Origin of the sequence: Nocardia puris, assembly GCF_036051655.1 — a bacterium.
Classification (GTDB): Bacteria; Actinomycetota; Actinomycetes; order Mycobacteriales; family Mycobacteriaceae; genus Nocardia; species Nocardia puris.
The window spans coordinates 572724-595703 of the sequence record NZ_CP107943.1 but is presented as its reverse complement, the minus strand read 5'-3'; the positions used below and the strand labels follow the sequence as shown (position 1 = coordinate 595703).

Below are 22980 nucleotides of genomic sequence, written 5' to 3'. Positions count from 1 at the left end.
TGTCACCTGCCGATGGTCGTGGTCTCGCTCGTCATCGTGGTCGCGATCGTCTTCGTCGCCTCCGACCGCTGGCGGCGCGGCGCGCTGTTCTTCGGCGGCGCGGCCCTGCTCGCCGCGGCCTTCCGGCTCTGCCTGCCGACCGTGCGGGTGGGCCTGCTCGCGGTGCGCAGCAAGCCCTTCGACGTGGCGGCTCTGAGCCTGCTCGGCTCTTCGATCGTCTTCCTCGCGGCGACGATCAACACTCTCGGCGTCGGCTGAATCCGGGCGTCAGCGCCCACGCCAGGTATCGCCACCCACCATCGGCGGGTACGTCGGTCTCGGGAAACCATCGTGCGCCGAACGGAACTCGCGCGACGAGCTGACGAAAACGTCCGGCGCTCAGCGGTTCTCGCGCGCCAGCCGCATGGTCTCGGTGAGCAGCTTCGACACGGCGGCGGCCTCGGTGAGGAATCCGTCGTGGCCGTCGCGGGAGTGCACCACCTCGAGGCCGGCGCAGCCGGGGAGCAGATCGGCCAGCTCCTGCTGGGTGTGCAGCGGGTAGAGGCGGTCGGAGTCGACACCGCCCACCACGCACGGCACGGGGGTGCCGGCGAGCGCGGTCTCGATACCGCCGCGCCCGCGCCCCACGTCGTGGCGGTTCATGGCCTCACTCAGCAACACGTAGGTGGCGGGATCGAAACGCCTGCACAGCTTTTCGGCCTGGTACTCCAGGTAGCTCTGCACCGCGTACCGGCCGCCCGCCAGGGGATCCTCCCCCTCCTGCGCCTGGTTGGCGAAGCGGTGGTCGAGCTCGCCCTCGGTGCGGTAGGTGAGGTGCGCGATGCGCCGCGCGATGCCCATACCGGTCGTCGGCGCGCGATCGGTGTGGTGGTAGTCGCCGCCCTGCCAGTCCGGATCGGCCTTGATGGCGGCGATCTGGGTGGTCTGGGTGCCGATCTGGTCGGCCGTGGCGCGCGCGCCGACGGCCAGCACCAGCGCGGCGGCCACGCGCTCGGGCGCGCCGATCATCCACTCCAGCACCCGCATCCCGCCCATCGAGCCGCCGACCACCGCGGCCAGCCGCTCGACGCCCAGCCGGTCCATGAGCGCCGCCTCGGCACGCACCTGATCGCGGATGGAGATGGACGGGAAACGCGAACCCCACGGAGTGCCGTCGGGCGCGAGCGAAGACGGGCCGGTGCTGCCCTTGCAGCCGCCCAGGACGTTCGCCGCGATGACGCACCACTCGCCGGTGTCCATGGGCGCGCCCGGCCCGACCATGCCGTCCCACCAGCCGGGCTGCTGGTGGACACCGCCGGGCGGGCCGACCACGTGCGAGTCACCGGTCAGGGCGTGCTCGACGAGCACCACGTTGTCCAGCGTGGGCGACAGCTCGCCCCACCGCTGCACCGCGAGATGCACATCGGGGATGACCGCGCCGCTCTCCAGCCGCACGTCCCCGATCTCGACGAGACCCAGCCTGCCGTCGGGCGGCGGCAGCAGTTCCGCACCCGAAGGCGCGGAACCGTCCGCCGGCCGCGACGGCCGGGCGTAGCCCTGATCGGTGCTCACGGTCACGTCGTGGCCGCTTCGAAACCGGCTCGCAGGTCGGCCAGGATGTCGTCGATCCCCTCGATGCCCACGGCCAGGCGCACCAGGCCGGGCGTGACGCCCGTGGTGACCTGCTCCTCGGGCGTGAGCTGGGAATGCGTGGTCGACGCCGGGTGGATCACCAGCGAGCGCACGTCGCCGATATTGGCGACGTGGCTGTGCAGGGTGAGCGCGTTGACGAACTTCTTGCCCGCGTCCACGCCGCCGCGCAGCTCGAACGACACGATCGAACCGACACCCTTGGGCGCCAGCTGCTGCCCGCGCTCGTACCACGGCGAGGACGGCAGGCCCGCGTAGTGGACCTTCTCCACGGCGGGGTGCTCGCTGAGGAACTCGGCCACGGCCTTGGCGTTCTGCACGTGGCGCTCGATGCGCAGGCTCAGCGTCTCGATGCCCTGGCTGATCAGGAAGGCGTTGAACGGCGACACGGCCGAACCCAGATCGCGCAGCAGCTGCACCCGCGCCTTGAGCGCGAACGCCGGCGCGCCGAGGTCGGCGAACACCACACCGTGGTAGCTGGGGTCGGCGGTGGTGAAGCCGGGGAAGCGGGCGTCGCCCTGCTCGTCGGTGACCGTCCAGTCGAAGGTGCCGCCGTCCACGATCACGCCCGCGATGGCCGTGCCGTGCCCGCCGAGGTACTTGGTGGCCGAGTGGACCACGATGTCGGCGCCGTGCTTCAGCGGCTGGATCAGGTACGGGGTGGCGGCGGTGTTGTCCACGATGAGCGGGATGCCCGCGGCGTGCGCGACACCGGCGATGCCGGGAATGTCGAGGACCGAGCTGCTCGGGTTGGCGACCGTCTCGCCGAAGAAGGCCTTGGTGTTCGGCCGGATCGCGGCCTTCCACTGCTCCAGATCATCGGGATCCTCGACGAAGGACACCTCGATGCCGAGCTTGGGCAGCGAGTAGTGGAAGAGGTTGTAGGTGCCGCCGTAGAGGTGCGGGCTGGAGACGATGTGGTCGCCCGAGTTCGCCAGGTTCAGGATGGCGAAGGTCTCCGCGGCCTGGCCGGAGGCCAGCAGCAGCGCCGCGACGCCGCCCTCGAGCGCGTTGATGCGCTGCTCCACCACGTCCTGGGTGGGGTTGACGATGCGGGTGTAGATGTTGCCCGGTTCGGCCAGGCCGAACAGCGCCGCCGCGTGATCGGTGTCGCGGAAGGTGTAGGACGTCGTCTGGTAGATCGGCAGCGCCCTGGCGTTGGTGGCGGCGTCGGGGGCCTGGCCCGCATGGATCTGCTTGGTCTCGAAGGACCACTGGGCAGGGTCGAACTCGGCCGATGCGTTGTCGGTCATGGTGTTGGTCTCCACGGAGTTTCGCCGGAATTCAAGGGAATCGAGGATGCGGTCTATCGACTACAGCAACACATTTCCGGGAACCTCCTGCTGGTGCGCTTGCCACCCGGCCGTCGGGTGGCCAGGTCCTCACCCGGAGCACCCCACCGCAGCTGGAGGGTTGCCGGCCAACGAGCCGGGGCTTGGCGTTGGCACTCATGACCTGACCGACATGTTAGCTGGCGCCCGCCGTCGGCCGAAATCCCTCCCCGGAGAGGCCGCGCACCGGCCGCACCCGCGACGCGCAGGTCGCGGCCGGATGTCATGATGGTGAAAGTGGTGCGGATCACAGGTGATCCGCGGGTCGGAGGTTCGTCACAGTCCGCACAACGGGCCCTCCCCGAGCGGTGAGGACTCCGACAGCAGTACGCTTGTCTTGTTTGCACCACGCGTCCCGCAAACACCGCGGGGCATATACGTTGTCTGTTGAACAGCTGGGGTCCGCTCACAAGCGTGTTCGCCTGGCCGTGCAATGAGGGCACCATCCTAGGAGGACACGAAGATCCATGTCCAAGATCAAGGTTGAAGGCACCGTCGTAGAACTCGACGGCGACGAGATGACCCGGATCATCTGGCAGTTCATCAAGGACAAGCTGATCCACCCGTACCTCGACGTGAACCTCGAGTACTACGACCTGGGGATCGAGTACCGGGACAAGACAGACGACCAGGTCACCATCGATGCGGCCGAGGCCATCAAGCGCCACGGCGTGGGCGTCAAGTGCGCCACCATCACCCCGGACGAGGCCAGGGTCGAGGAATTCGGCCTCAAGAAGATGTGGCGCTCGCCCAACGGCACCATCCGCAACATTCTCGGCGGGACCATCTTCCGCGCGCCGATCATCATCTCGAACGTGCCGCGCCTGGTGCCCGGATGGACCAAGCCGATCATCATCGGTCGTCACGCCTTCGGCGACCAGTACCGCGCCACCGACTTCAAGGTGTTCCAGGCCGGCACGGTCACGCTGACCTTCACCCCCGAGGACGGCAGCGAGCCGATCGTGCACGAGGTCGTGAAGATGCCCGAGGACGGCGGCGTCGTCATGGGCATGTACAACTTCAAGAAGTCGATCGTGGACTTCGCGCGGGCGTCGTTCAACTACGGCCTGCAGCAGAACTACCCGGTCTACATGTCGACCAAGAACACCATCCTGAAGGCCTACGACGGCATGTTCAAGGACACCTTCCAGGAGATCTTCGACGCCGAGTTCAAGACCCAGTTCGACGCCGCGGGCCTGACCTACGAGCACCGCCTCATCGACGACATGGTCGCCTCCTCCATGAAGTGGGAGGGCGGCTACGTGTGGGCCTGCAAGAACTACGACGGCGACGTGCAGTCGGACACGGTCGCGCAGGGCTTCGGCTCGCTGGGCCTGATGACCTCGGTGCTGCTCACCCCGGACGGCAAGACCTGTGAGGCGGAGGCCGCGCACGGCACCGTCACCCGGCACTACCGCCAGCACCAGCAGGGCAAGCCCACCTCGACCAACCCGATCGCGTCGATCTTCGCCTGGACCCGCGGTCTCGAGCACCGCGGCAAGCTGGACAACACCCCCGAGGTGATCGGCTTCGCGCAGACGCTCGAGGACGTTGTCATCAAGACCGTCGAGGGCGGCCAGATGACCAAGGACCTCGCGCTGCTCGTCGGCGGCGACCAGGGGTACCTGACCACCGAGGAGTTCCTCGGCGCGCTCGACGCGAACCTGGCGCGCGCACTGCGCTGATCTGTGCACCGGGGCCGGGCCGTGCGCCCGACCCCGGGTGAACCGGGCACCCGCCCGCCCTTGCGGCGAACGGGTGCCCGACGTGTTTTCGGGGGTGGAGCGGTTGCCGGTTGATCAGAGTGCGGGGTGGACGCCGATGCGGTGGTCCGGGTCGATGGTGTTCGCGATATCGCGCAGGCGGGCGTGGTTACCGGCCAGATAGCGGTGCGCGGGGTGGCCCACTTCCGGGTAGTTGAGGTATCCGCCCGCCGAGTGGGGGCCGACTCTGTGATGCGCTCGCGCTATCCATTCGGTGGCCGCGGCGTGGTCGGTGGGGTTGTAGACGATCCACTGGACCAGGGCGGTGTGGGTGCGCCAAGGGAAGGCGGTGGCGTTCGCCGGAATGTCGCGGACCGCGCCGTCGAGGGGGTCGACCAGCGCGCCGCCGGAGCCGCCGGTGCGGGAGCGGTCGGTCACGGCGGCGACGAGAGCGTCCGCCGCGTCGGGGGTGAGGTCGGTCAGGACGTCCGATCCGGCGGCGAGGCTGGTGCGCGACGGGGTGCGGGTGCCGCCGGCCAATTCGAGTGCGGTGGCCGCGTGTTCGAGGGTGCGCGTTTCGGCGGTAGTCGGCTGGGCACCGATCGCTCGGGCCAGGCCCGCCGCCGCGCCGGAGCCCGTTCCCGCTGGGCCGACCAGCAGGACGACACACGCCACGCCGCCGTGCCCGTCGGCGCGGACCTCCACGTTGGCCCACTGTGCGCGGCTCGCCGTCGCGAGCCAGTTCGCCCAGCCGAGCAGCGTCCGCGCGGCCGCTTCACCCGGAAAGCTCAGGCGCGTCAGGTCTTTCGATTCGGCGGGATGGGTGGCGACGGTGAGTTCGGTGACGACTGCGCAGCGGCCGCCGCCGCGCAACGCCCAGAACAGGTCAGGATGGTCGGTCGCGGACACCTCGGCCTTGGTCCCGTCGGGTAGTACCACCCGCGCGCCGAGCAGTCGGTCGCAGGTGAGGCCGCGCGCCCGGGAATCGACGCCGATGCCGCCGCCGAGCGCCAGCCCGGTCACGCCGACCGTCGGGCAGGTGCCGAGCGGGATCGTGCGCCCGTGCGCGCCGAGGGCGTCCTGCGCCTGGGCGATGAGCGCGCCGCCGCCGAGGTGCGCGTTCCCGGAGTCGAGACGAACGGCGTTCAGGTCACGCAGGTCGAGGACGAGCGTCCGGTCGGCGGCCGACGCGCCCACATACGAGTGGCCGCCGCCGCGCGGCGCGACCGTGAGGTGGTGGGCGGCGGCGAAGGATACGGCCGCCGACACGTCATCCTCGTCGGCAGCGCGCACGACGGCGGCGGGCAGCATGGCGTCGAATCGGGTGTCGTGCAGCAGTTTCGCGGGGAAGTAGTCCGGCTCCCACGGCAGCAGCAACCGTCCACGCAGTCCGCGCCGCAGGCCCTCCCAGTCCGGCATGCCGCCCGACCCGGAGGTGACCGGATCGCCCGCCGCGGGCGCGCCGAGCACCGAGCCGACCGCCGTGGCCGCCCCGGCTCCGAGCGCCGCGCGCAGGAACACGCCGCGAGAGAATCGAGTGACGATGGGCGGGAGTCTAGGGGCGCGCGGCGCAGGATCGCGTCATTCCGAGGGGAATCCGGAGGGGTGTCCGGTCGGTGAGGGTGGATTCTTGTGTGGGGGCACGGAGCGTGGGGCGGCGCGGATACGGGCCCGTCGGCCCGGATGCTGGAAACCGTGCCCGCCGTGGTGTGCCGATGTCGTCGAGTCGCCTCGACGGTTCAGCTGGGTTGGGAGTGGCCGCCGGCGGTGGCCGACAGTGTCGCGGTCTCGTCCGGTTTGCCGGATATGTCGGTGAGCTGCGGGAATGATCTTGGTCGGCGGTGTCGGAACTCACGTCGATCCGGGGATGCGGACGCGAGGGCGGGGTGGTTGTAAGAACCCGTGACGAGTCCGGCAGCCACCACCCAGCCCACCGCCCCGCCCGAGCTCGAGCGCACCTCCTGGCACATCCCCGCGATGCTGGCGTTGGCGCTCGGCGGCTTCGGCATCGGCACCACCGAGTTCGTCACCATGGGTTTGCTGCCGGATATCGCGTCGGCCATGAGCGTCTCCGAGCCCACCGCGGGGCATGCCGTCTCCGCGTACGCGCTGGGCGTGGTGATCGGCGCGCCGCTGCTGGCCGCGCTGTGCGCGCGGGTGCCGCGCAAGCGGTTGCTGATCGCACTGATGGTGGCGTTCACCCTGGGTAACGCGGCCACCGTGCTGGCCCCGACGTTCGAGTCCCTCATCGCGGCGCGGTTCGTCTCCGGGCTGCCGCACGGCGCGTACTTCGGTGTCGCCTCCCTGGCTGCGGCCTCTCTGGCACCGGCGGGTCAGCGCGCGAAAGCGGTTGCCGCGGTTATGCTGGGGTTGAGCGCCGCCAACGTTGTCGGCGTTCCCGCCGCCACCTGGCTCGGTCAGCACCTCGGCTGGCGGGACGCGTTCGTGGTGGTCGCGGTGATCGGCGTCGCCACGGTAGCGGCGCTCGTTCGCTACGTGCCCGACCTCACCGGCCTGCGTACTTCCGACCCGCGCACCGAACTCGGCGCGCTGCGCCGCCCGCAGGTGCTGCTCACCCTGGGCGTCGGCGCCATCGGCTTCGGCGGCATGTTCGCCGTGTACACCTACATCACCACCACCCTCACCGATGTGGCGGGCATGTCCCTCGGCTTGGTGCCGGTGGTGCTCATGCTGTTCGGGCTGGGCATGGTCGCGGGCAATATCGTCGGCGGCGTGCTGGCCGACCGCGGCGTCGACCGCGCGGTGTTCTACGCCATGATCGCCATGGCCGTGGTGCTCGCCGGCTTCATCGCCGCCGCGCACCACCCGGTCACCGCCGGGATCGGCGCGTTCCTGGTGGGCGCGACCGGCGCGTCGCTCGCGCCGGGGTTGCAGACCCGTCTGATGGACGTGGCCGCCGATGCCCAGACCCTTGCCGCCGCGCTCAACCACGCCGCCCTCAATATCGCCAACGCGGCAGGGGCCTGGCTGGGCGGCGTGGTGATCGCCGCCGGACTCGGCTACACCGCGCCCGCCGCCGTGGGCGCCGCTCTGGCGGTGGCCGGGCTGGCGCTGTTCGCCGTGACCGTGCTGGCCGCGCGCCGCCCAACACATACAGCTGTGCATGTAAGCGTAGAATCGTCGGAATGACCAGGACCGCGGCGGACCGGCCGCAGCGCCGGACCCAGGAGCAGCGCAGCAGCGAGATGCGCACGCGCCTGCTCGACGCCACCATCGACTGCCTGGTCGAGTACGGATACGCGGGCACCACCACGCCGCGCGTGGCCGAACGCGCCGGCGTCACCCGCGGTGCCCAGGTGCACCATTTCGGTTCCAAGACCGACCTGGTGATCGCCGCCATCAGCCACCTCGCGCAGCGGCGCGCGGAATCCGCGATGCGCGAGATGTCGCGGGTGCAGGACGGCGCCGACCCGGTGGGCGCGGCACTGGACTTCCTGTGGGAACTGCACCAGGGGCCCTTGTACATCGCGACGGTCGAGCTGTGGGTGGCGGGCCGAACCGACCCGGCGCTCGCCTCGGCGATGGAGAAGGTCGAGCCGTTCGTCAATAACGCGGTGCTCATGGCGGTCGCCCGGTTCGTCCCCGACGAGGTGCGCCGCAAGGACGCCCGCGACTTCGTGTACACCGCCATGGACGCCCTGCGCGGCATCCTCATCTCCAACTTCATCGAACCCGATCCCGACCGCGCCCGCCGCCGCTGGTCCCGCGCCTGCGCCAACCTCCGCGCGGCCGCCGACGCGGCCTTCGTCCGGGTGACGGACTGAGCTACCACTCGCTGCTGCCCGCCGGCTCGGGTTGCCTGTCCCGCCCGATCGGGCGGGCGCTTCCGCCGCATCGGGCAGATCGCCGAAGTTCGGCATCCCGGCGTGGATCGTGATCGAGTCCGATCGAGGCAGGCCCGAGATCGGTTGCGGCCTTTCGTGATTCGTTCGATGCTCTGACCCGGCATCGAGGAGTACCTCTCGACCGAGTACATCGCGCTGACCTGATCTCGCCCGCGAAATGGAAGAACCGGCCCGGAGAACTTCACCCGGCCGCAGCGGACGCCCTTGCGCGCGGTGGCCCCGCAGCTGATGGACGCCCTCTGCGCCCGGTCGCACCGGATCCGGCGGTGGGCGCTCCGGTGCGCGCGGGATAGCGCTCGGCCGAGCCCATTCCTGAACGCGTACGTGATGCGGGTGCCCGTCGCTGGAACGTGCCGGCCGCGTCCACGGCCATGTGTGCGCGACGGTACCTGTCGATCCCTCCGCCCCGTCGACGAACTCGGTGCCATCGCGCACGGAAGCCGATTCCGTCGACGATCTCGGCGCAAGCCTCGAGGATGCGGGACATAGTGCAACGGTGGCCGTACCGGCCCACCGGGACTCGGACGCTCGGGCGAAATCTGCTTCGGGAGTGGGCCGGGCGGGTGGCGAGATGCGGACGGCGGCGTCCTGCGCCTGAGCCTGCGCCCGCGAGGACTCGCCCCGCGGGCGATCGGCGCGGCGGCGGTTTCGATTGCGGCGAGCGTCGCGCGCGTCGCAGGGGTCGCGAGTCGGGGCCGTGGTGGAAGCCGGTGGCGCCCGGCTGAAGGTCGCATCCGGTCGGCGCGTTGCTTGACTCCGGCCGATGGTTTCCAGAACAAGGTCATCTGTACGTCGTGTCGGTCCAGCAACTCGCAGGATGCTCGCGATCTCGGGCGTGTGTCGGCCGCGCACCCTTGCGCACTTACATACATCTCCGTATGTTTGTTTTCAGTCGATCCGGTCGGGATCGGGCAGCGATCTCCGCCTGCGGCAGGGCGCGCGGGCGGGAAATGAGGAGTTCGATGGCGAACAAGGTCTACGTCGTCGGCGTCGGCATGACGAAGTTCGAGAAGCCGGGCCGCCGCAAGAACGAGGACGGCAGCGACTGGGACTACCCGGATATGGCGCGCGAGTCGGGGACCAAGGCCCTGGCCGACGCGGGCATCGACTATCGCGAGGTGGAACAGGCCTACGTCGGGTACGTCTACGGTGAGTCCACCTCCGGGCAGCGCGCCGTCTACGAGCTGGGCATGACCGGCATCCCCGTGGTGAACGTGAACAACAACTGTTCCACCGGATCCACCGCGCTCTATCTCGCGGCGCAGGCCGTGCGCGGCGGGCTCGCCGACTGCACGCTGGCGCTCGGTTTCGAGAAGATGCAGCCAGGGTCGCTCGGGTCCACCTGGGACGACCGAGAACAGCCGATGGCCAAGCACATCATGGCGCTGGCCGAGATCTCCGAGGTGCTGTTCCCCGTGGCGCCGTGGATGTTCGGCGCGGCGGGCCGCGAGCATATGAAGGAATTCGGCACCACCGCCGAGCATTTCGCCAAGATCGGGTTCAAGAACCACAAGCATTCGGTGAACAATCCGTACTCGCAGTTCCAGGACGAGTACAGCCTCGACGACATCCTCGGCTCGCGGATGATCTACGACCCGCTCACCAAGCTGCAGTGCTCGCCCACCTCGGACGGATCGGGCGCGGTGATCCTCGCGAGCGAGGCCTTCGTGGACCGGCACGGCCTGGCCGGGCAGGCCGTGGAGATCGTCGGACAGACGATGACCACCGACTTCGGCTCCACCTTCGACGGTACCGCCAAGAACCTCATCGGCTACGACATGAACGTCCAGGCCGCGCGCAAGGTCTACGACCAGGCCGGCCTCGGCCCCGAGGACTTCCAGGTCATCGAGCTGCACGACTGCTTCTCCGCCAACGAGCTGCTGCTCTACGAGGCGCTGGGCCTGTGCGCCGAGGGCGAGGCCGGCAAGCTCATCGACGAGGGGCAGACCACCTACGGCGGCCGCTGGGTCGTCAACCCGTCCGGCGGGCTCATCTCCAAGGGGCACCCGCTCGGCGCGACGGGCCTGGCCCAGTGCAGCGAACTCACCTGGCAGCTGCGCGGCGCCGCGGACAAGCGGCAGGTCGAGGGCGTCACCGCCGCGCTCCAGCACAACATCGGCCTCGGCGGCGCCGCCGTCGTCACCGCCTACCAGCGCGCCGAGCGCTGAAACCTCCAGTACCCCAGCATCGTTCGACACAGGAGTCACGCCATGGGACACATCGAAGCCACCAAGGACGTCAGCGCCACCCCCGAGGCCCTGTGGGCCGTCGTCGCCGACCCGCAGACCTGGGACAAGTGGTTCACCATCCACGAACGGTTCATGGAGGAGCCGCCCGCCACGCTCACCGAGGGCTCGAAGCTGGTCGCCAAGATCGTGATGCTCGGAATGGCCAACAAGCTGGAGTGGACCATCAAGTCGGTGGACGCGCCGAGCAAGCTGACCCTCGGCGGCACCGGCATGGCCGGGGTGAAGACCGAATTCACCTTCGATATCCAGCCCAAGGGCGACGGCAGCGTGATCGTGGTGTCCGGCGACTTCGAGGGCGCCCTCATCAAGGGCGCGCTCGGCAAGGCGGTCGAGAAGGACGGCATCCGGCAGCTGGACCGCTCGCTCGAGCAACTCGACGCGCTGGCCTCGGCGTAGGGGCGCGCGATGACCGCCGAAACCACCGCCCGCGTCGTCGAATTCGACGACGCGGGATTGAACACCTGGTCCGACGACGAGAGTTTCGAGGTGACCGCCGAGCGCATCGCCGAATACGCCGCCGCCACCAACGACCCGATCGAGGCGCACCGCGCGGGCGCGATCGCCTCCCCGGTGTTCGCGATCGTCCCGGTCTTCGAGGCCATGATGATGCCGGTGATCGAGGTCGCGCCGATGGACATCTTCGGCCGGGTCGTGCACGGCGAGCAGGACTTCCATTTCCACCGCCCGATCCGGCCCGGTGACAAGCTGGTGTCGCGGGCCAGGGCCATCGGCTACGCGGCGCGGTCCAACGGCAGCACCATCACCATCCACATCGAATGCCGCGCCGAGGACGGCGAACTCGTCAACGAGCAGTACCTCACGGCGTTCTTCCGCGGGATCGACGCGGGCAAGTCCGTCGGCGAGGCCGCACCGCCGCACAAGTTCGACGAGGCGCTGCGGGAGCGGGAACCGCTCGCCGCGGTGGCCCAGCACGTGGACGACGACCAGACGTTCCGGTACTCGCCCGCCTCGGGCGATCCGGTGCCGATCCACCTGGACGAGCAGGTCGCCAAGGACGCCGGGCTGCCCGGCATCATCGCGCACGGGCTGTGCACCATGGCGTTCGCGTCGTGGGCGGTGCTCACCGAGGTGGCCGGGTCCGACGTGTCCAGGCTGCGCCGGTTCACGGTGCGCTTCGCCGGCCTGGTCTTCCCCGGTGACGATCTCGAGACCCGCGTGTGGCGGGCGGGCTCGGCCGACGGCGTGACCACCTACGCCTTCGAGACCGTGCGCGGCACGGACGTGGTCCTGAGCGACGGACTCGCCGAGATCGCCGACTGACCGGGCCGGGCCCGACGGCGGTAGTGCGGCGTGACCACACAGGGCCCCCGACCTTCCCCCGTTCCGCTCCGCTCGTCGCGCGGAGGGCGGACAGTAGACAGCACAAGAGGAGCAACACACATGGGCGCATTGGCAGGACGTGTCGCCGTCATCACGGGCGCGGGCCGCGGCATCGGACGCGAGCACGCCCTTCTGTTCGCGCGGGAGGGCGCCTCGGTCGTGGTCAACGACCTGGGCGGCAGCAACGCGGGGGAGGGGGCGGACAGCGGCCCGGCGCAGGAGGTGGTGGACGAGATCAGGGCCGCGGGCGGCACCGCGGTGGCCAACACCGACAACGTCGCCACCTGGGAGGGCGCGCGGAACCTGGTGCAGCAGGCCGTCTCCGACCTGGGCGGGCTCGACGTGGTGGTGAACAACGCGGGCATCCTGCGCGACGCGTTCATCGCCGGTATGGACGAAGCCCAATGGGACGCGGTGATCGCCGTGCACCTCAAGGGTCACGCCGCGGTGCTGCACCATGCCGCCGCCTACTGGAAGGCGCAGAGCAAGGCGGGCAACCAGCCCGACGCGTCGGTGATCAACACCGCCTCGGCCTCCGGCACCACCATCCCCAACGCGGGCCAGGCCAACTACGGCGCCGCCAAGGCGGGCATCGCCGCGCTGACCCTGGTGGCCGCCGACGAGCTCGCCCGCTACGGCGTGCGGGTGAACGCGATCGCGCCGATCGCGCGGACCCGGCTCACGTTGGCCACGCCCGGTATGGGCGAGATGATGGCGGCCGAGGCCGAGTCGGTGGACGAGGGCGGGTTCGACGCGTTCAGCCCGGCCAACATCTCCCCGCTGGTGGCCTACCTGGCCGGCGCCAAGTGCGAGATCACCGGCAAGGTGTTCGCCGTGCAGGGCGGCGCCATCTCCGAACTGGCCGGCTGGCACGACGTGAAGACCATCGAGACCGAAGGGCCGTGGGAGATCGACGACATCGCCGCGCGGCTGCCCTGATCGTCCGGAAAGGCTGGGAGGACAACGATGTTCGAATGGTCCGAAACCGATGTGATGATCCGCGACGCGGTGCAGGCGTTCATCGACAAGGAGGTCCGGCCGCACCTGGACGCCCTCGACAGCGGTGAGATGCTGCCGTACCCGATCATCCGGAAGCTGTTCGCGGAGTTCGGGATCGACGCCCTCGGCGCGGAAGCGGTGGAGAAACTGCTGGCGCGCAAACGCGCCAAGGAGGCGGGGGAGCCGCGCGCGGAGAAGAAGGAGAAGTCTTCCGGCGCCAGCCCGTTCGCGGGCCAGGAATCGCTGATGGCGGTGCTGGTCGGCGAATTGTCCGGCGTGTGTATGGGTTTGGTCACCGCGATGGGCGTGAGCATCGGTCTCGGCGCCACCACCATCCTCTCGCGCGGCACGCTCGCGCAGCAGGAGCGGTGGCTCGCCGACATCGTGACGATGAAGAAGGTCGCCGCCTGGGCGATCACCGAACCCGATTCGGGCTCGGACGCGTTCGGCGGCATGAAGACCTACGTGCGGCGCGACGGTGAGGATTACATCCTCAACGGCCAGAAGACCTTCATCACCAACGGCCCGTACGCGGACGTGATGATCGTGTACGCGAAGCTGGACGAGGGCGACGGCGCCGACAAGCGCGAGCGCAAGGTGCTGACCTTCGTGCTGGACAAGGGCCTGGAGGGGCTCACCCAGGGCAAGCCGTTCAAGAAGATGGGCCTGCACGCCTCGCCGACCGGCGAGCTGTTCTTCGACAACGTCCGCCTCGGCCGCGACCGGCTGCTCGGCGAGACCGAGGAGCACAAGGGCGGTGACGGGCGCGAGAGCGCGCGGTCGAGTTTCACCGCCGAGCGCATCGGTGTGGCGTTCATGGCGCTGGGCATCATCAACGAATGTCACCGGCTCTGCGTGGAGTACGCGAAGAGCCGCAAGCTGTGGGGGCAGGAGATCGGTCGCTTCCAGTTGGTGCAGCTGAAGCTGGCCGAGATGGAGATCGCGCGGATCAACGTGCAGAACATGGTCTTCAACGCCCTCGAGCGTGGCCGCGCGGGCAAACCGCCCACGCTGGCCGAGGCGTCGGCGATGAAGCTGTACTGCTCGGAGGCCGCGACCGACGTGGCGATGGAGGCGGTGCAGCTGTTCGGCGGCAACGGCTACATGACCGAGTACCGCGTGGAGCAGCTGGCCCGCGACGCGAAGTCGCTGATGATCTACGCGGGCAGCAACGAGATCCAGGTCACCCACATCGCCAAAGCGCTGCTGGCCTAGCCGACGTGCGCCCAGGTGGGCGGGGTGGCGCGCCGGGAGCGCGGCCCGTGGCCGGGACGGCACCCGTACGGACGTTCGCGGACCGTGCGGGTGCCGCTCGTCTGTGCTGGTCATGCCACCGACGGTAGGCCGCCGCGACCGCGGCGATGCCCGCCCGACCGGCGGATGTGGACAACTCGCGGCCTGGGGATAACAGCCGGTCGGGGCCGTGCGCGACTCAGTGGACTTTCAGGTGCGGTCGTTAGGCTCGGGCGAATGGACGCACAAGCGGACACGCTGATCACGGTCGCCGACGACCTCGACGCGGTGACCACGCGCGGGCACGAGGACGAGCCCGCCGCGGCCGGGTTGGACCGGGCCGGGGTCGAGGCGGTGTGGGAATCCGTGCGGGACTGGTACCGGCTGGGGACCACCCCGGCGATCCAGCTCTGCGTACGGCGCGACGGGGCGGTCGTCCTGAACCGCGCCATCGGGCACGGGTGGGGTAACGCGCCCGGTGACGGGCCGGAGACCGAGAAGGTGCTCGCCACGCCCGATACGCCGTTCTGCGGCTTCTCCACCGCCAAGGGCGTCTCCGCGACGGTGCTGGCGATGCTCGCCGAACAGGGCGCGTTCGGCATGAACGACCCTGTGTGCGAGTATATCCCGGAGTTCGCGGCCAACGGCAAGGCCGCGATCACCATCGGCGACGTGCTCTCGCACTCGGCGGGCATCCCGTTTCTGCCACCGCCCTACCGGGCGCTCGACGTGATCACCGACGAGGAGTTGGCGGTGCGGGCGCTGGCCGACCTGAAACCCAGCTGGCCGCCGCGCCGCTTCCGCGTCTACCACGCGCTCACGGGCGGGCTCATCCAGCGCTCGCTGGTCCGCCGGGCCACCGGCAAACCCCTGCGCGCGCACCTGGCCGAACAGGTCCTCGAGCCACTCGGCTTCCGCTGGAACAACTTCGGCGTCCGGCCCGAGGACGTGGACAAGGTGATCCCGAGCGTCAAGACCGGCCCCGGTCCCTCGCGGATCTCGAAGTTCTTGGCGCGCAAGGCGCTCGGCGGCGGCATGGGCCGAGCCATGTCCGACGAGGCGCTGACGGCATTCCTCACCGCGGAACTCCCGTCCGGGAACCTGGTGACCACGGCCGCCGAGCTCTCCCGCTTCTACGAAATACTCGCGCGCGGAGGCGAACTGGACGGCGTACGGATCCTCTCACCCGAAGCGCTGCGCGACGCGGTGGCACCGGCGCCGCGCATCCCCGGTGCGGCGGGGCGGGTCTCGCGCGCCGGCTTCGAATTGGGCGGGCGCCGCTCGAAATTCGGCCGCGACACCCGCGCGCACTTCGGTCGCAGCGGCCTCACCACGCAGTACGGCTGGGCCGACCAGGAAAGGGGCCTGTCGGGCGCGGTACTCACCAGCGGCAAGGCGACCATCGACACCGACCGACCCTGGCGGCTCGTCGCCCAGATCTCCGACCTCACCCGCCGGACATGATTCCGCGGGCCGAATACCCGATCGACGGCGCACTTGATCGATGGAGCGCCCCCGGCGAGCTGATCACCTCGGGCCGCCCGATGAGGCTACCGGCTACCGGCTACCGGCCGCCGGACGTGACAACGGGACGACTATCCGCCCGGTGACCGAGTCCGGTCTCGGAGATCCGAGGTGCACGCAGCTGTCCGGGCGGTGGAACTTCCGCCCACGTACTGGCGGTACTTCTCCGCCGACGGCGTGGCGTTCTCCAGGAGACAGTCCGACACGATCACGCGGCGTCCGAACTCCGTGCTCGATCGGCGTTGCGGTGCAACGACTTCCCTACACCGCGCGCAAGCGGGTGCGGCTGGCGTAGACGTGTTCGGCGATGAGCGTCGCGATCCGGTCGGGGGCCTCGAGCATCGGCACGTGGCCGACGCCGTTGACCAGGATGCGGTCGGCGGAGTCGGGGAGTTCGCGCAGGTAGCGGCGAGCGTAGACGCGGTTGGGGATGATGCGGTCGGTTTCGGCGAGCAGCAGGCGGACCGGGGTGGTGAGGGTGGACAGGTCCGGCATGGCGTCGGCGAACAGGCCGCCGACGATCAGCGGCAGCATGGCCTGGCAGTGCAGGGCGGCGCGAATGGTGGTGGCGGCCTCGTGGCGCGGCACCGCCGACGCGTTCTTGTTCAGCAGGAACAACACCAGCCGCCGCACGGCCGGATTGTCGGTGGCGAACGAGCCCAGCCGTTTCCCCAGCTCGACGGCCGGCACCAGGGACAGGAACTTCGCCCCGATGCGGAACTGGGCGAACGACGGACAATGCCAGCCGCCCGCGGGCGCGATCAACGTCAGCGTGCGCGCCCGGCCGCGGCGCGCCAGCTCCACGCCGATCCAGCCGCCGAGCGAGTTGCCCGCGATATGGCAGGTGCGCCAACCCATTTCGTCGAGCTGCCGCTCGATCGCGTCGGCGAGGGCATGGGGGTCGGTGGTGCGGCCGGTGAGCGGTGCGCCACCCCAATGTCCCGGCAGCGCGGGCGCGTACACCTCGCAGTGCGAGGCGAGCCGGGCGGCCGTGCGCTCCCAGACATGCGGCGACAGCATGAACGGGTGCAGCAACAGCAGCGGATCACCGGAACCCAGGTGCAGGGCGCGGGTCGGCCGGGCGACTTCGGCCGGGGCGCGGTGTGCGCGGGCGGCCGGGGACTTGGAGGCGTCGGACTTCATCGTCGGCACCCCTTCCTGGACGGCGGTGTCCGGGGGCGGTATGTCTGACCAGCATTGTACGGTCGATACGTGCCGCACATCATCTCTACAGTGAACGTCAACGGCGTCCGCGCCGCCGCGGGGAAGGGCATGCTCGCCTGGCTCGCGGACACCGAGGCCGACGTCGTCTGCGTGCAGGAGACCCGCGCGACCGACGACCAGACCCGTGCCGCGCTGGCTCCCGCGCTCGCCGACGGCTGGTTTCTGACCAACGCCGAACCGGAGTCGAAGGGCCGCGCCGGTGTCGCGCTGCTCTCGCGGCGCGAACCCACCGCCGTGCGAATCGGATTCGGCAGCAAGGAGTTCGACGCCGCGGGCCGCTACGTGGAGGCCGAATTCGGCGAGGTGACCGTGGCCAGCGTCTACGTGCACTCCGGTGACGCGGGCACGCCGCGCCAGGACGAGAAGTACCGGTTCATGGCCGAACTCGGCGCCTACCTGAAGGCGCGCCCCGGCGACGTCGTGGTGTGTGGCGACTGGAACATCGCCCACACCGAACTCGATCTGAAGAACTGGAAGGGCAACCTGAAGTCGGCGGGTTTCCTGCCCGAGGAGCGCGCCTGGATCGATGAATTGCTGGCCGCGGGCTACGCCGACGTGGTGCGGCGGTTGCACCCCGGCGTGGACGGTCCGTACAGCTGGTGGTCCTACCGCGGCCGCGCCTTCGACAACGATTCGGGCTGGCGCATCGATTACCACCTGGCGCGCGGTGCGATCGCGGACCGGGCCAAGCAGGCGGTGGTGGAGCGGGCCGCCTCCTACGATCAGCGCTGGTCCGACCACGCGCCCGTCACGGTGCAGTACCGATGAGCCCGAAGACCTGGCGGCTGGTGTCCGCCCTCGGCGTCCTGGTGGTGGCGGTGGTCGCCGGGCTGCTGTTCGGCCGCGGGGACTCCGGCACGGACACGGCCGCGCCGACTACCGCGAAACCGGCCGCCACCTCTGCGCCCCGCCCCGCCGACAGTCCCGCCGCCACCCCGACCAAGGTCGCGGGCGTACCCGATCGCGCCTGGGCCACGCTCGCCGAGATCGATGCGGGCCGCTGGCCGGATTCGGCGAACTCGCCGGGCACCAAGGGTGGTGAGCGCTGGATGAACCGCGACGGCGACCTGCCGCGCACCGACAGCTCCGGCAGGCAGATCACCTATCAGGAGTGGGACGTCAATCCCAAGCAGCGCAACCGCTCCCGCGACGCCGAACGCATCGTCACCGGCAGCGACGGCTCGGCTTGGTACACCGGCGACCACTACGAGACCTTCACGAGGATGCGCTGATGACCCGCACGGTTCCGCTCTCGCAGTTCTTGGCCCGCGAAACGGCGCCGGAGGCGCCCGCCGCCCCGGCCGACGCCGTCGTCGGCGCGCTGCCGGTCGCCGCGCCGGAGCTGAGCGAGGTGCGTTACCGTGCGCCCACCGGGTACGTGGTGCGGGAATTGCGCGGGCCGAAGATGCGCGACACCGCGGGGGTCTTCGACGAATGGGCCGCCGCCTTCCAGTTCCCGTACTACTTCGGCGCGAACAAGGACGCGTTCGACGAATGCCTGCGCGACCTGGACGATTTCGTCGGCGACGCGGCCGGATACGTGGCGGTGATCCGTGATTCGGCGGATCTGCTCACCGAACAGCCAGACGAGCGCGGCTGGTTCACCGAAGCCATGCGCGACTGCGCGGACTACTGGCGCCGCCGCGACGTGCTGTTCCGCGTGGTCTGCCAGGGGCCCGCGGCCTCGCCGCATGTGGTGCCGCTGAGCCTGGACTGAGCCCTTCGCGACCGCGGCCGAGCTGGTCAGCATCCACGGCAGGCGGCGTGACCGGCTTCGCGCGCGACGACGCGCTGGGCGACCACGCCCTGGACGGTCGCCGCGAATGTCTACGCCCTCGCGCATGGGCCGAGAGGGCTCCGACTCCACTCCACGAGGCGACCCTGCACCGGTCCTGCTCCAAGCACTGGGAACTCGCCCGCCACCTCAGCCCAGCCGGCGCGCCAGATCCTCGCCCAGCAGCACGAAGACGTCCGTCGTGTGCTCGACCAGTTCGTCTCGCGTGAGCGGTAATTCGCCCTGGACCCAGCTGGTGAGGGTCTGGACGAGGCCGCCCACCAGGTAGGTGGCGCGGAAGTCGATGGCGGGATCGGGCTGCTCGTCGGTGATGCCGTAGAAGTCGATGCCCTCGGCGGCGACCATGCGTGCGAAGGCGCGGATGGTGTCGGTGGTGCGGGTGCGCAGTTCCGGCGTCGCCATGCCCGCGACGAGCGCGACCTTCGCCTTGCGCGGATCGTCGGTGAGCACGTGGATGCCCGCGGAGATGGCGGCGTGCGCCATGCCCCGGGAATCGGCGGGCGCGGTGCGCAGCGCGTCGACGATGGCGGCCGCCAGTTCCTCGGCGATCCGGTCGACCAGCCCGGCGAGCACCGCCTCCCGGCTGTCGAAACTCTCGTAGTAGTAGCGCTCGTTGAGTCCCGCCGCCGCGCACAGCCCGGAGACGGTGAGCTTGGGCAGGCCGTCGGTGCCGATGATGTCCAGCGCGGCGTCCAGCAGCGCGGTCCGGCGCTGCGCCTTGCGTTCGTCGGCGGAGATGCCGCCGTAGGTCCGCTGCGCTGTCACACCGACGATTCTGGCACGGTCTGAATTCTGACATGGGGTGTTGCCAGAAAGAAGAATCTGGTGGATGCTGTTGCCAGATGATCCGAACCGGTCGCGACCGGCCCGTGAGCAGGGAGACAACGATGTCCGGATACTTCGCCGACGACTCCGTCGTGCGGCGCGTGATGCGCAAGCGGGCGGTGGGAGTCACCTACGGTCAGCGCGCGCTGGTCATAGGCGCCGTGCATCCGCGCCTCTATGTCGGGACCGCCGAGAACACCGAACACCGGGCGACGCCATACACCCGGCTCGCGCTCACCGGAAAGCTCTTCGAAGCCGTCTTCCTCGGCACCAAAGAAGAAGCCGATCGGGCGTTGGCGTTCACCGCGAAGAAGCACGCGACGGTTCGCGGCGCGCTCCCGGAGGACGCCGGGCCGCACCACCCCGCGGGCACGCCGTACTCTGCGTTCGATCCGCACCTGATGTTCATGACCATGGCCTTCACCTTCGATTCCGCCGAGGTCATGCACGACTTGCTCGTTCGTCCGCTCACCGCGGGGGAGCGTGCGGGCCTGTACGGCGACTACGTCCGCTGGGCTGAGCTGTTCGGCATGCCGCGCGAGGCCGCGCCCGCCGATTACCCCGCCTTCCGTGCGTATTTCGACGCCTACCTCGGCTCGGACGAACTGTTCCTCACCGACGAGGCGAAGCTGGTGGGCTCCTACCTCGCCGGACAGCGCGTGCCCTATCCGCAGCGGATGCCCCTGCGGCATGTCACTTCGGCGTACTACCTGCTCATCCAGGGCAGCCTGCCGCCGAGGATCCGCGAGATGTACGGAATCCGCTGGGGCGCGGCCGAAGAACTCGCCTTCCGCACTCTGGCGCGCGGCGTGCGCACCGCCCACCTCGCGCCGCCGCTGGCGCCCCGTGTCCTGCGCGACAAGCTCGCCGGGCCCAGCGCGCCGCTGTACCGGCTGGTCTCCGACCGCGAACGCGCCCTCGCGCGCACCGGCCGGCCCAGCATGCCCGGTGTGGACACCCGGGCGCGGGCGGCACGGAAATCCGTTTGAACGGCATGGAAAGATCGGGGGCATGTCGAGCCCCGCACCAGCCCCGGCCGCCGAACGCAAGCAGCGCGTGCTGTCCGGGATCCAGCCCACCAGCTCCTCGTTCCACCTCGGCAATTACCTGGGGGCGCTGCAGTACTGGGTGACGATGCAGGACGACTACGACGCCCTCTATTTCATCCCCGACATGCACGCCATCACCGTGTCGCAGGACCCCAAGCAACTGCGCCAGCGCACCAAGGCGGCCGCTGCCCAGTTGCTGGCGCTGGGCATAGACCCGAAGAAGTCGACGCTGTTCGTGCAGAGCCAGGTGCCCGAACACGCGGAGCTGGCGTGGGTGCTCAGCTGCATCACCGGCTTCGGCGAGGCGAGCCGGATGACGCAGTTCAAGGACAAGTCCGCCAAGCAGGGCGCGGAGAACGCGACCGTCGGCCTGTTCACCTACCCGGTGCTGATGGCCGCCGACATCCTGCTCTACCGCCCGCACCAGGTGCCGGTCGGCGAGGATCAGCGCCAGCACCTCGAGCTCACGCGAAACCTGGCGCAGCGCTTCAACACCCGCTTCAAGAAGACCTTCGTGGTGCCCGAGCCGCACATTGTGAAGGGCACCGCCAAGATCTACGACCTGCAGGATCCGACCGCGAAGATGAGCAAGTCCGCGTCCACCGACGCGGGCCTGATCAACCTGCTCGACGATCCGAAGATCACGGCGAAGAAGATCCGCTCGGCGGTCACCGACACCGAGCGCGAGATCCGCTACGACCCGGAGGCCAAACCGGGCATCAGCAACCTTCTGGTGATCCTCAGCTCGCTGACCGGCACGCCGATCGTCACGCTCGAGCGGGATTACGCCGGTAAGGGCTACGGCGACCTGAAAGCCGATGTGGCCGACGCGCTGGTGGAATTTGTCACGCCTTTGCGCACGAAGGTGGAAGAGTATCTCGCGGATCAAGGCGAACTCGACCGCATCCTCGCCGCCGGGGCCGAGCGTGCGCGGGAGATCGCCGGCAACACTCTCGCACAGGTTTACGACCGGGTGGGTTTCCTGACCCGCTAGGCCGGGTACGACGCGTGCGGGGGCAGGCGTCGAAGGGGCGAGCGGGTGCAGGTGATCGACAACATCAAAGCGGCGGTCGAGCGGCGGGTGCAGGCCCGCCCGTGGCTGGATCACCTGGTCCGCGCCGGCGGGCGCTACCAGAGTCAGCGCGGTGACTACTACGCGGCGGGCATCACGTATTTCACCGTGCTCTCCCTGTTCCCGCTGCTCATGGTGGCCTTCGCGATCGCGGGTTTCGTGCTGGCCGGTAACCCCGAGCTGTTCCGGGAGTTGCAGGACAAGATCGTCGAGCTCATCCCGGGCGAGTTCGGCGATCAGGTCAACCAGCTCGTGGACCAGGCCGTCAGTTCTCGCGGCACGGTCGGCGTGCTGGGCCTGCTCGGCGGCCTCTACACCGGGCTCGGGTGGATGGCGAACCTGCGGGCCGCCCTCACCGAACAGTGGGAGCAGAAGACCGAGGACGGCAACTGGTTCGTCACCAAGCTCTCCGACCTCGGCGCGCTCCTCGGTCTCGGCGTGGCGTTCGTGGTGTCGTTCGGGCTCTCGGCGGTGGGCTCGAGCACCTTGGGCGCGCGGCTGCTCGTCTCCCTCGGACTGTCGGGCATGCCCGGCGCGCGCGTGCTGCTGACGGTGCTGTCCATCGTGCTCGCGGTGATCGCGACCTGGGCGGTGTTCGCGTGGATCATCGCGCGGCTGCCCCGCGAACCCGTCACGCTGGCCAGCGCCGCGAAGGCCGCGCTGCTGGCGGCGGTGGCGTTCGAGGTGTTCAAGTACCTCGCGTCGTTCTATTTGCAGACGGTGCTGCGCAGCCCGGCGGGCGCCACCTTCGGCTCCATCATCGGCCTGATGGTGTTCAGCTACATCACCTATCGGATCCTGCTGTTCGCGACGGCGTGGGCGGCGACGGCGTCGGACAACCTGCGCGCGGCCGAGGTCGAGCCGCCCCCGCCCGCCGTCATCCAGCCGCGCGTGGTGACGCAGGCGGCGTCGTTCGGTTCGGCGGCCACGTACTTCGGCGCGGGCGCATTGGCGGCGCTGGGGCTGGGCCTGTTCCGCCGCCGGCACTGACAGGCCGGAAGACTCGCCGAACTTCGTGGAACCGGAGCGCACCTCGCCGCGTCCTATATGTTGACGCGACATCACCGCTGGGTGCGGGTGTCGGGTCGGGGATCGCGACGCGATCCATCGTGGCGGCCGCCCGGTGCCCAGCGAGGGGTG

The 22980-nt window shown here is 69.9% G+C and carries 21 protein-coding genes and 1 riboswitch; of the genes, 16 read left to right on the top strand and 5 right to left on the bottom strand.

Annotated elements, in window-relative coordinates; translation table 11 throughout:
* Positions 1–12: 12 nt before the first annotated feature.
* Complete coding sequence (locus OHB21_RS02655) at positions 13–258, top strand: DUF3017 domain-containing protein (RefSeq protein WP_228790757.1); 246 nt, start codon at positions 13–15, stop codon at positions 256–258.
* Between the two features lie 120 nt (positions 259–378).
* Here OHB21_RS02655 and metX read toward each other — a convergent pair whose 3' ends face one another.
* Positions 379–1482 carry a homoserine O-acetyltransferase MetX gene (gene metX, locus OHB21_RS02650; protein ID WP_067512368.1) on the bottom strand — a complete coding sequence of 368 codons (1104 nt, stop codon included), beginning with the start codon at positions 1480–1482 and terminating at the stop codon, positions 379–381.
* Positions 1483–1553: 71 nt separating this feature from the next.
* Positions 1554–2882, bottom strand: coding sequence for a bifunctional o-acetylhomoserine/o-acetylserine sulfhydrylase (locus tag OHB21_RS02645; protein WP_195125490.1), 1329 nt, complete (start codon positions 2880–2882; stop codon positions 1554–1556).
* Positions 2883–2972: 90 nt separating this feature from the next.
* Positions 2973–3085: riboswitch (SAM riboswitch) on the bottom strand.
* Positions 3086–3427: 342 nt separating this feature from the next.
* On the opposite strand from OHB21_RS02645, the gene OHB21_RS02640 reads away from it, so the two are divergent.
* The gene (locus OHB21_RS02640) at positions 3428–4645 is read left to right on the top strand and encodes an NADP-dependent isocitrate dehydrogenase (protein ID WP_067512329.1); all 1218 of its coding nucleotides are present in this window, start codon (positions 3428–3430) and stop codon (positions 4643–4645) included.
* Between the two features lie 114 nt (positions 4646–4759).
* Here the strand turns inward: OHB21_RS02640 and OHB21_RS02635 are convergent, their stop codons facing one another.
* Positions 4760–6184 (bottom strand): FAD-binding oxidoreductase, encoded by a 1425-nt coding sequence (locus OHB21_RS02635; RefSeq protein ID WP_195125489.1) that lies wholly within the window; start codon positions 6182–6184, stop codon positions 4760–4762.
* 456 nt (positions 6185–6640) lie between these two features.
* Here OHB21_RS02635 and OHB21_RS02630 point away from each other — a divergent pair, with 456 nt between their 5' ends.
* The 8 genes from OHB21_RS02630 to OHB21_RS02595 all read left to right on the top strand — a co-directional run bounded on the left by OHB21_RS02630 (position 6641) and on the right by OHB21_RS02595 (position 15815).
* On the top strand, positions 6641–7813 hold the full coding sequence (locus OHB21_RS02630; RefSeq protein WP_084538006.1) for an MFS transporter: 1173 nt from the start codon (positions 6641–6643) through the stop codon (positions 7811–7813).
* Entirely contained in the window at positions 7810–8448 is a 639-nt protein-coding gene (locus OHB21_RS02625) for a TetR/AcrR family transcriptional regulator (protein WP_067512336.1), read from the top strand. The genes OHB21_RS02630 and OHB21_RS02625 overlap by 4 nt, the downstream gene beginning before the upstream one ends.
* A 1043-nt stretch (positions 8449–9491) precedes the next feature.
* Positions 9492–10697 carry a lipid-transfer protein gene (locus OHB21_RS02620; protein WP_195125488.1) on the top strand — a complete coding sequence of 402 codons (1206 nt, stop codon included), beginning with the start codon at positions 9492–9494 and terminating at the stop codon, positions 10695–10697.
* A 42-nt stretch (positions 10698–10739) separates the two neighbouring features.
* Positions 10740–11174, top strand: a complete 435-nt coding sequence (locus OHB21_RS02615) for a type II toxin-antitoxin system Rv0910 family toxin (RefSeq protein ID WP_067512339.1) — start codon at positions 10740–10742, stop codon at positions 11172–11174.
* 9 nt (positions 11175–11183) lie between these two features.
* A complete protein-coding gene (locus tag OHB21_RS02610) occupies positions 11184–12059 on the top strand; it encodes a MaoC/PaaZ C-terminal domain-containing protein (RefSeq protein WP_067512341.1) in 876 nt (291 codons plus the stop codon).
* A 120-nt stretch (positions 12060–12179) separates the two neighbouring features.
* Positions 12180–13058, top strand: coding sequence for an SDR family oxidoreductase (locus tag OHB21_RS02605; RefSeq protein ID WP_067512343.1), 879 nt, complete (start codon positions 12180–12182; stop codon positions 13056–13058).
* A gap of 27 nt (positions 13059–13085) precedes the next feature.
* Positions 13086–14333, top strand: coding sequence for an acyl-CoA dehydrogenase family protein (locus OHB21_RS02600; RefSeq protein WP_195125487.1), 1248 nt, complete (start codon positions 13086–13088; stop codon positions 14331–14333).
* 255 nt (positions 14334–14588) lie between these two features.
* Positions 14589–15815: a serine hydrolase gene (locus tag OHB21_RS02595; protein ID WP_067512347.1), complete on the top strand. Its 1227-nt coding sequence runs from the start codon at positions 14589–14591 to the stop codon at positions 15813–15815.
* Positions 15816–16136: 321 nt separating this feature from the next.
* Here the strand turns inward: OHB21_RS02595 and OHB21_RS02590 are convergent, their stop codons facing one another.
* Positions 16137–17018: an alpha/beta fold hydrolase gene (locus OHB21_RS02590; RefSeq protein WP_195125486.1), complete on the bottom strand. Its 882-nt coding sequence runs from the start codon at positions 17016–17018 to the stop codon at positions 16137–16139.
* Between the two features lie 69 nt (positions 17019–17087).
* Between OHB21_RS02590 and OHB21_RS02585 the strand changes: the two genes are divergently transcribed.
* Genes OHB21_RS02585 through OHB21_RS02575 form a run of 3 tightly spaced genes read left to right on the top strand, consistent with a single transcriptional unit; the run spans position 17088 to position 18816 of the window.
* Positions 17088–17867 (top strand): exodeoxyribonuclease III, encoded by a 780-nt coding sequence (locus OHB21_RS02585; RefSeq protein WP_195125485.1) that lies wholly within the window; start codon positions 17088–17090, stop codon positions 17865–17867.
* A complete protein-coding gene (locus tag OHB21_RS02580; protein ID WP_067510693.1) occupies positions 17864–18331 on the top strand; it encodes a ribonuclease domain-containing protein in 468 nt (155 codons plus the stop codon). The genes OHB21_RS02585 and OHB21_RS02580 overlap by 4 nt, the downstream gene beginning before the upstream one ends.
* Positions 18331–18816 (top strand): barstar family protein, encoded by a 486-nt coding sequence (locus tag OHB21_RS02575; RefSeq protein WP_067510692.1) that lies wholly within the window; start codon positions 18331–18333, stop codon positions 18814–18816. The genes OHB21_RS02580 and OHB21_RS02575 overlap by 1 nt, the downstream gene beginning before the upstream one ends.
* Positions 18817–19023: 207 nt before the next feature.
* Here OHB21_RS02575 and OHB21_RS02570 read toward each other — a convergent pair whose 3' ends face one another.
* Positions 19024–19659, bottom strand: a complete 636-nt coding sequence (locus tag OHB21_RS02570; RefSeq protein ID WP_067510691.1) for a TetR/AcrR family transcriptional regulator — start codon at positions 19657–19659, stop codon at positions 19024–19026.
* A 122-nt stretch (positions 19660–19781) separates the two neighbouring features.
* Here OHB21_RS02570 and OHB21_RS02565 point away from each other — a divergent pair, with 122 nt between their 5' ends.
* Genes OHB21_RS02565 through yhjD form a run of 3 tightly spaced genes read left to right on the top strand, consistent with a single transcriptional unit; the run spans position 19782 to position 22830 of the window.
* Positions 19782–20708, top strand: coding sequence for an oxygenase MpaB family protein (locus OHB21_RS02565; RefSeq protein ID WP_195125484.1), 927 nt, complete (start codon positions 19782–19784; stop codon positions 20706–20708).
* Positions 20709–20730: 22 nt separating this feature from the next.
* Positions 20731–21762, top strand: a complete 1032-nt coding sequence (gene trpS, locus OHB21_RS02560) for a tryptophan--tRNA ligase (RefSeq protein WP_067510689.1) — start codon at positions 20731–20733, stop codon at positions 21760–21762.
* Between the two features lie 45 nt (positions 21763–21807).
* Positions 21808–22830, top strand: coding sequence for an inner membrane protein YhjD (gene yhjD / locus OHB21_RS02555; protein ID WP_067510688.1), 1023 nt, complete (start codon positions 21808–21810; stop codon positions 22828–22830).
* Positions 22831–22980 lie beyond the last annotated feature (150 nt).

Bases quoted from the DNA above. Each gene is read 5' to 3' on its own strand.
- OHB21_RS02620 (WP_195125488.1), top strand. From the start codon at position 9,492: ATGGCGAACAAGGTCTACGTCGTCGGCGTCGGCATGACGAAGTTCGAG.
- OHB21_RS02610 (WP_067512341.1), top strand. From the start codon at position 11,184: ATGACCGCCGAAACCACCGCCCGCGTCGTCGAATTCGACGACGCGGGA.
- OHB21_RS02595 (WP_067512347.1), top strand. From the start codon at position 14,589: ATGGACGCACAAGCGGACACGCTGATCACGGTCGCCGACGACCTCGAC.
- OHB21_RS02645 (WP_195125490.1), bottom strand. From the start codon at position 2,882: ATGACCGACAACGCATCGGCCGAGTTCGACCCTGCCCAGTGGTCCTTC.
- OHB21_RS02575 (WP_067510692.1), top strand. From the start codon at position 18,331: ATGACCCGCACGGTTCCGCTCTCGCAGTTCTTGGCCCGCGAAACGGCG.
- OHB21_RS02655 (WP_228790757.1), top strand. From the start codon at position 13: ATGGTCGTGGTCTCGCTCGTCATCGTGGTCGCGATCGTCTTCGTCGCC.
- OHB21_RS02580 (WP_067510693.1), top strand. From the start codon at position 17,864: ATGAGCCCGAAGACCTGGCGGCTGGTGTCCGCCCTCGGCGTCCTGGTG.
- OHB21_RS02640 (WP_067512329.1), top strand. From the start codon at position 3,428: ATGTCCAAGATCAAGGTTGAAGGCACCGTCGTAGAACTCGACGGCGAC.
- trpS (WP_067510689.1), top strand. From the start codon at position 20,731: ATGTCGAGCCCCGCACCAGCCCCGGCCGCCGAACGCAAGCAGCGCGTG.
- OHB21_RS02605 (WP_067512343.1), top strand. From the start codon at position 12,180: ATGGGCGCATTGGCAGGACGTGTCGCCGTCATCACGGGCGCGGGCCGC.
- OHB21_RS02600 (WP_195125487.1), top strand. From the start codon at position 13,086: ATGTTCGAATGGTCCGAAACCGATGTGATGATCCGCGACGCGGTGCAG.
- OHB21_RS02630 (WP_084538006.1), top strand. From the start codon at position 6,641: ATGCTGGCGTTGGCGCTCGGCGGCTTCGGCATCGGCACCACCGAGTTC.
- OHB21_RS02590 (WP_195125486.1), bottom strand. From the start codon at position 17,018: ATGAAGTCCGACGCCTCCAAGTCCCCGGCCGCCCGCGCACACCGCGCC.
- OHB21_RS02565 (WP_195125484.1), top strand. From the start codon at position 19,782: ATGTCCGGATACTTCGCCGACGACTCCGTCGTGCGGCGCGTGATGCGC.
- OHB21_RS02615 (WP_067512339.1), top strand. From the start codon at position 10,740: ATGGGACACATCGAAGCCACCAAGGACGTCAGCGCCACCCCCGAGGCC.
- OHB21_RS02625 (WP_067512336.1), top strand. From the start codon at position 7,810: ATGACCAGGACCGCGGCGGACCGGCCGCAGCGCCGGACCCAGGAGCAG.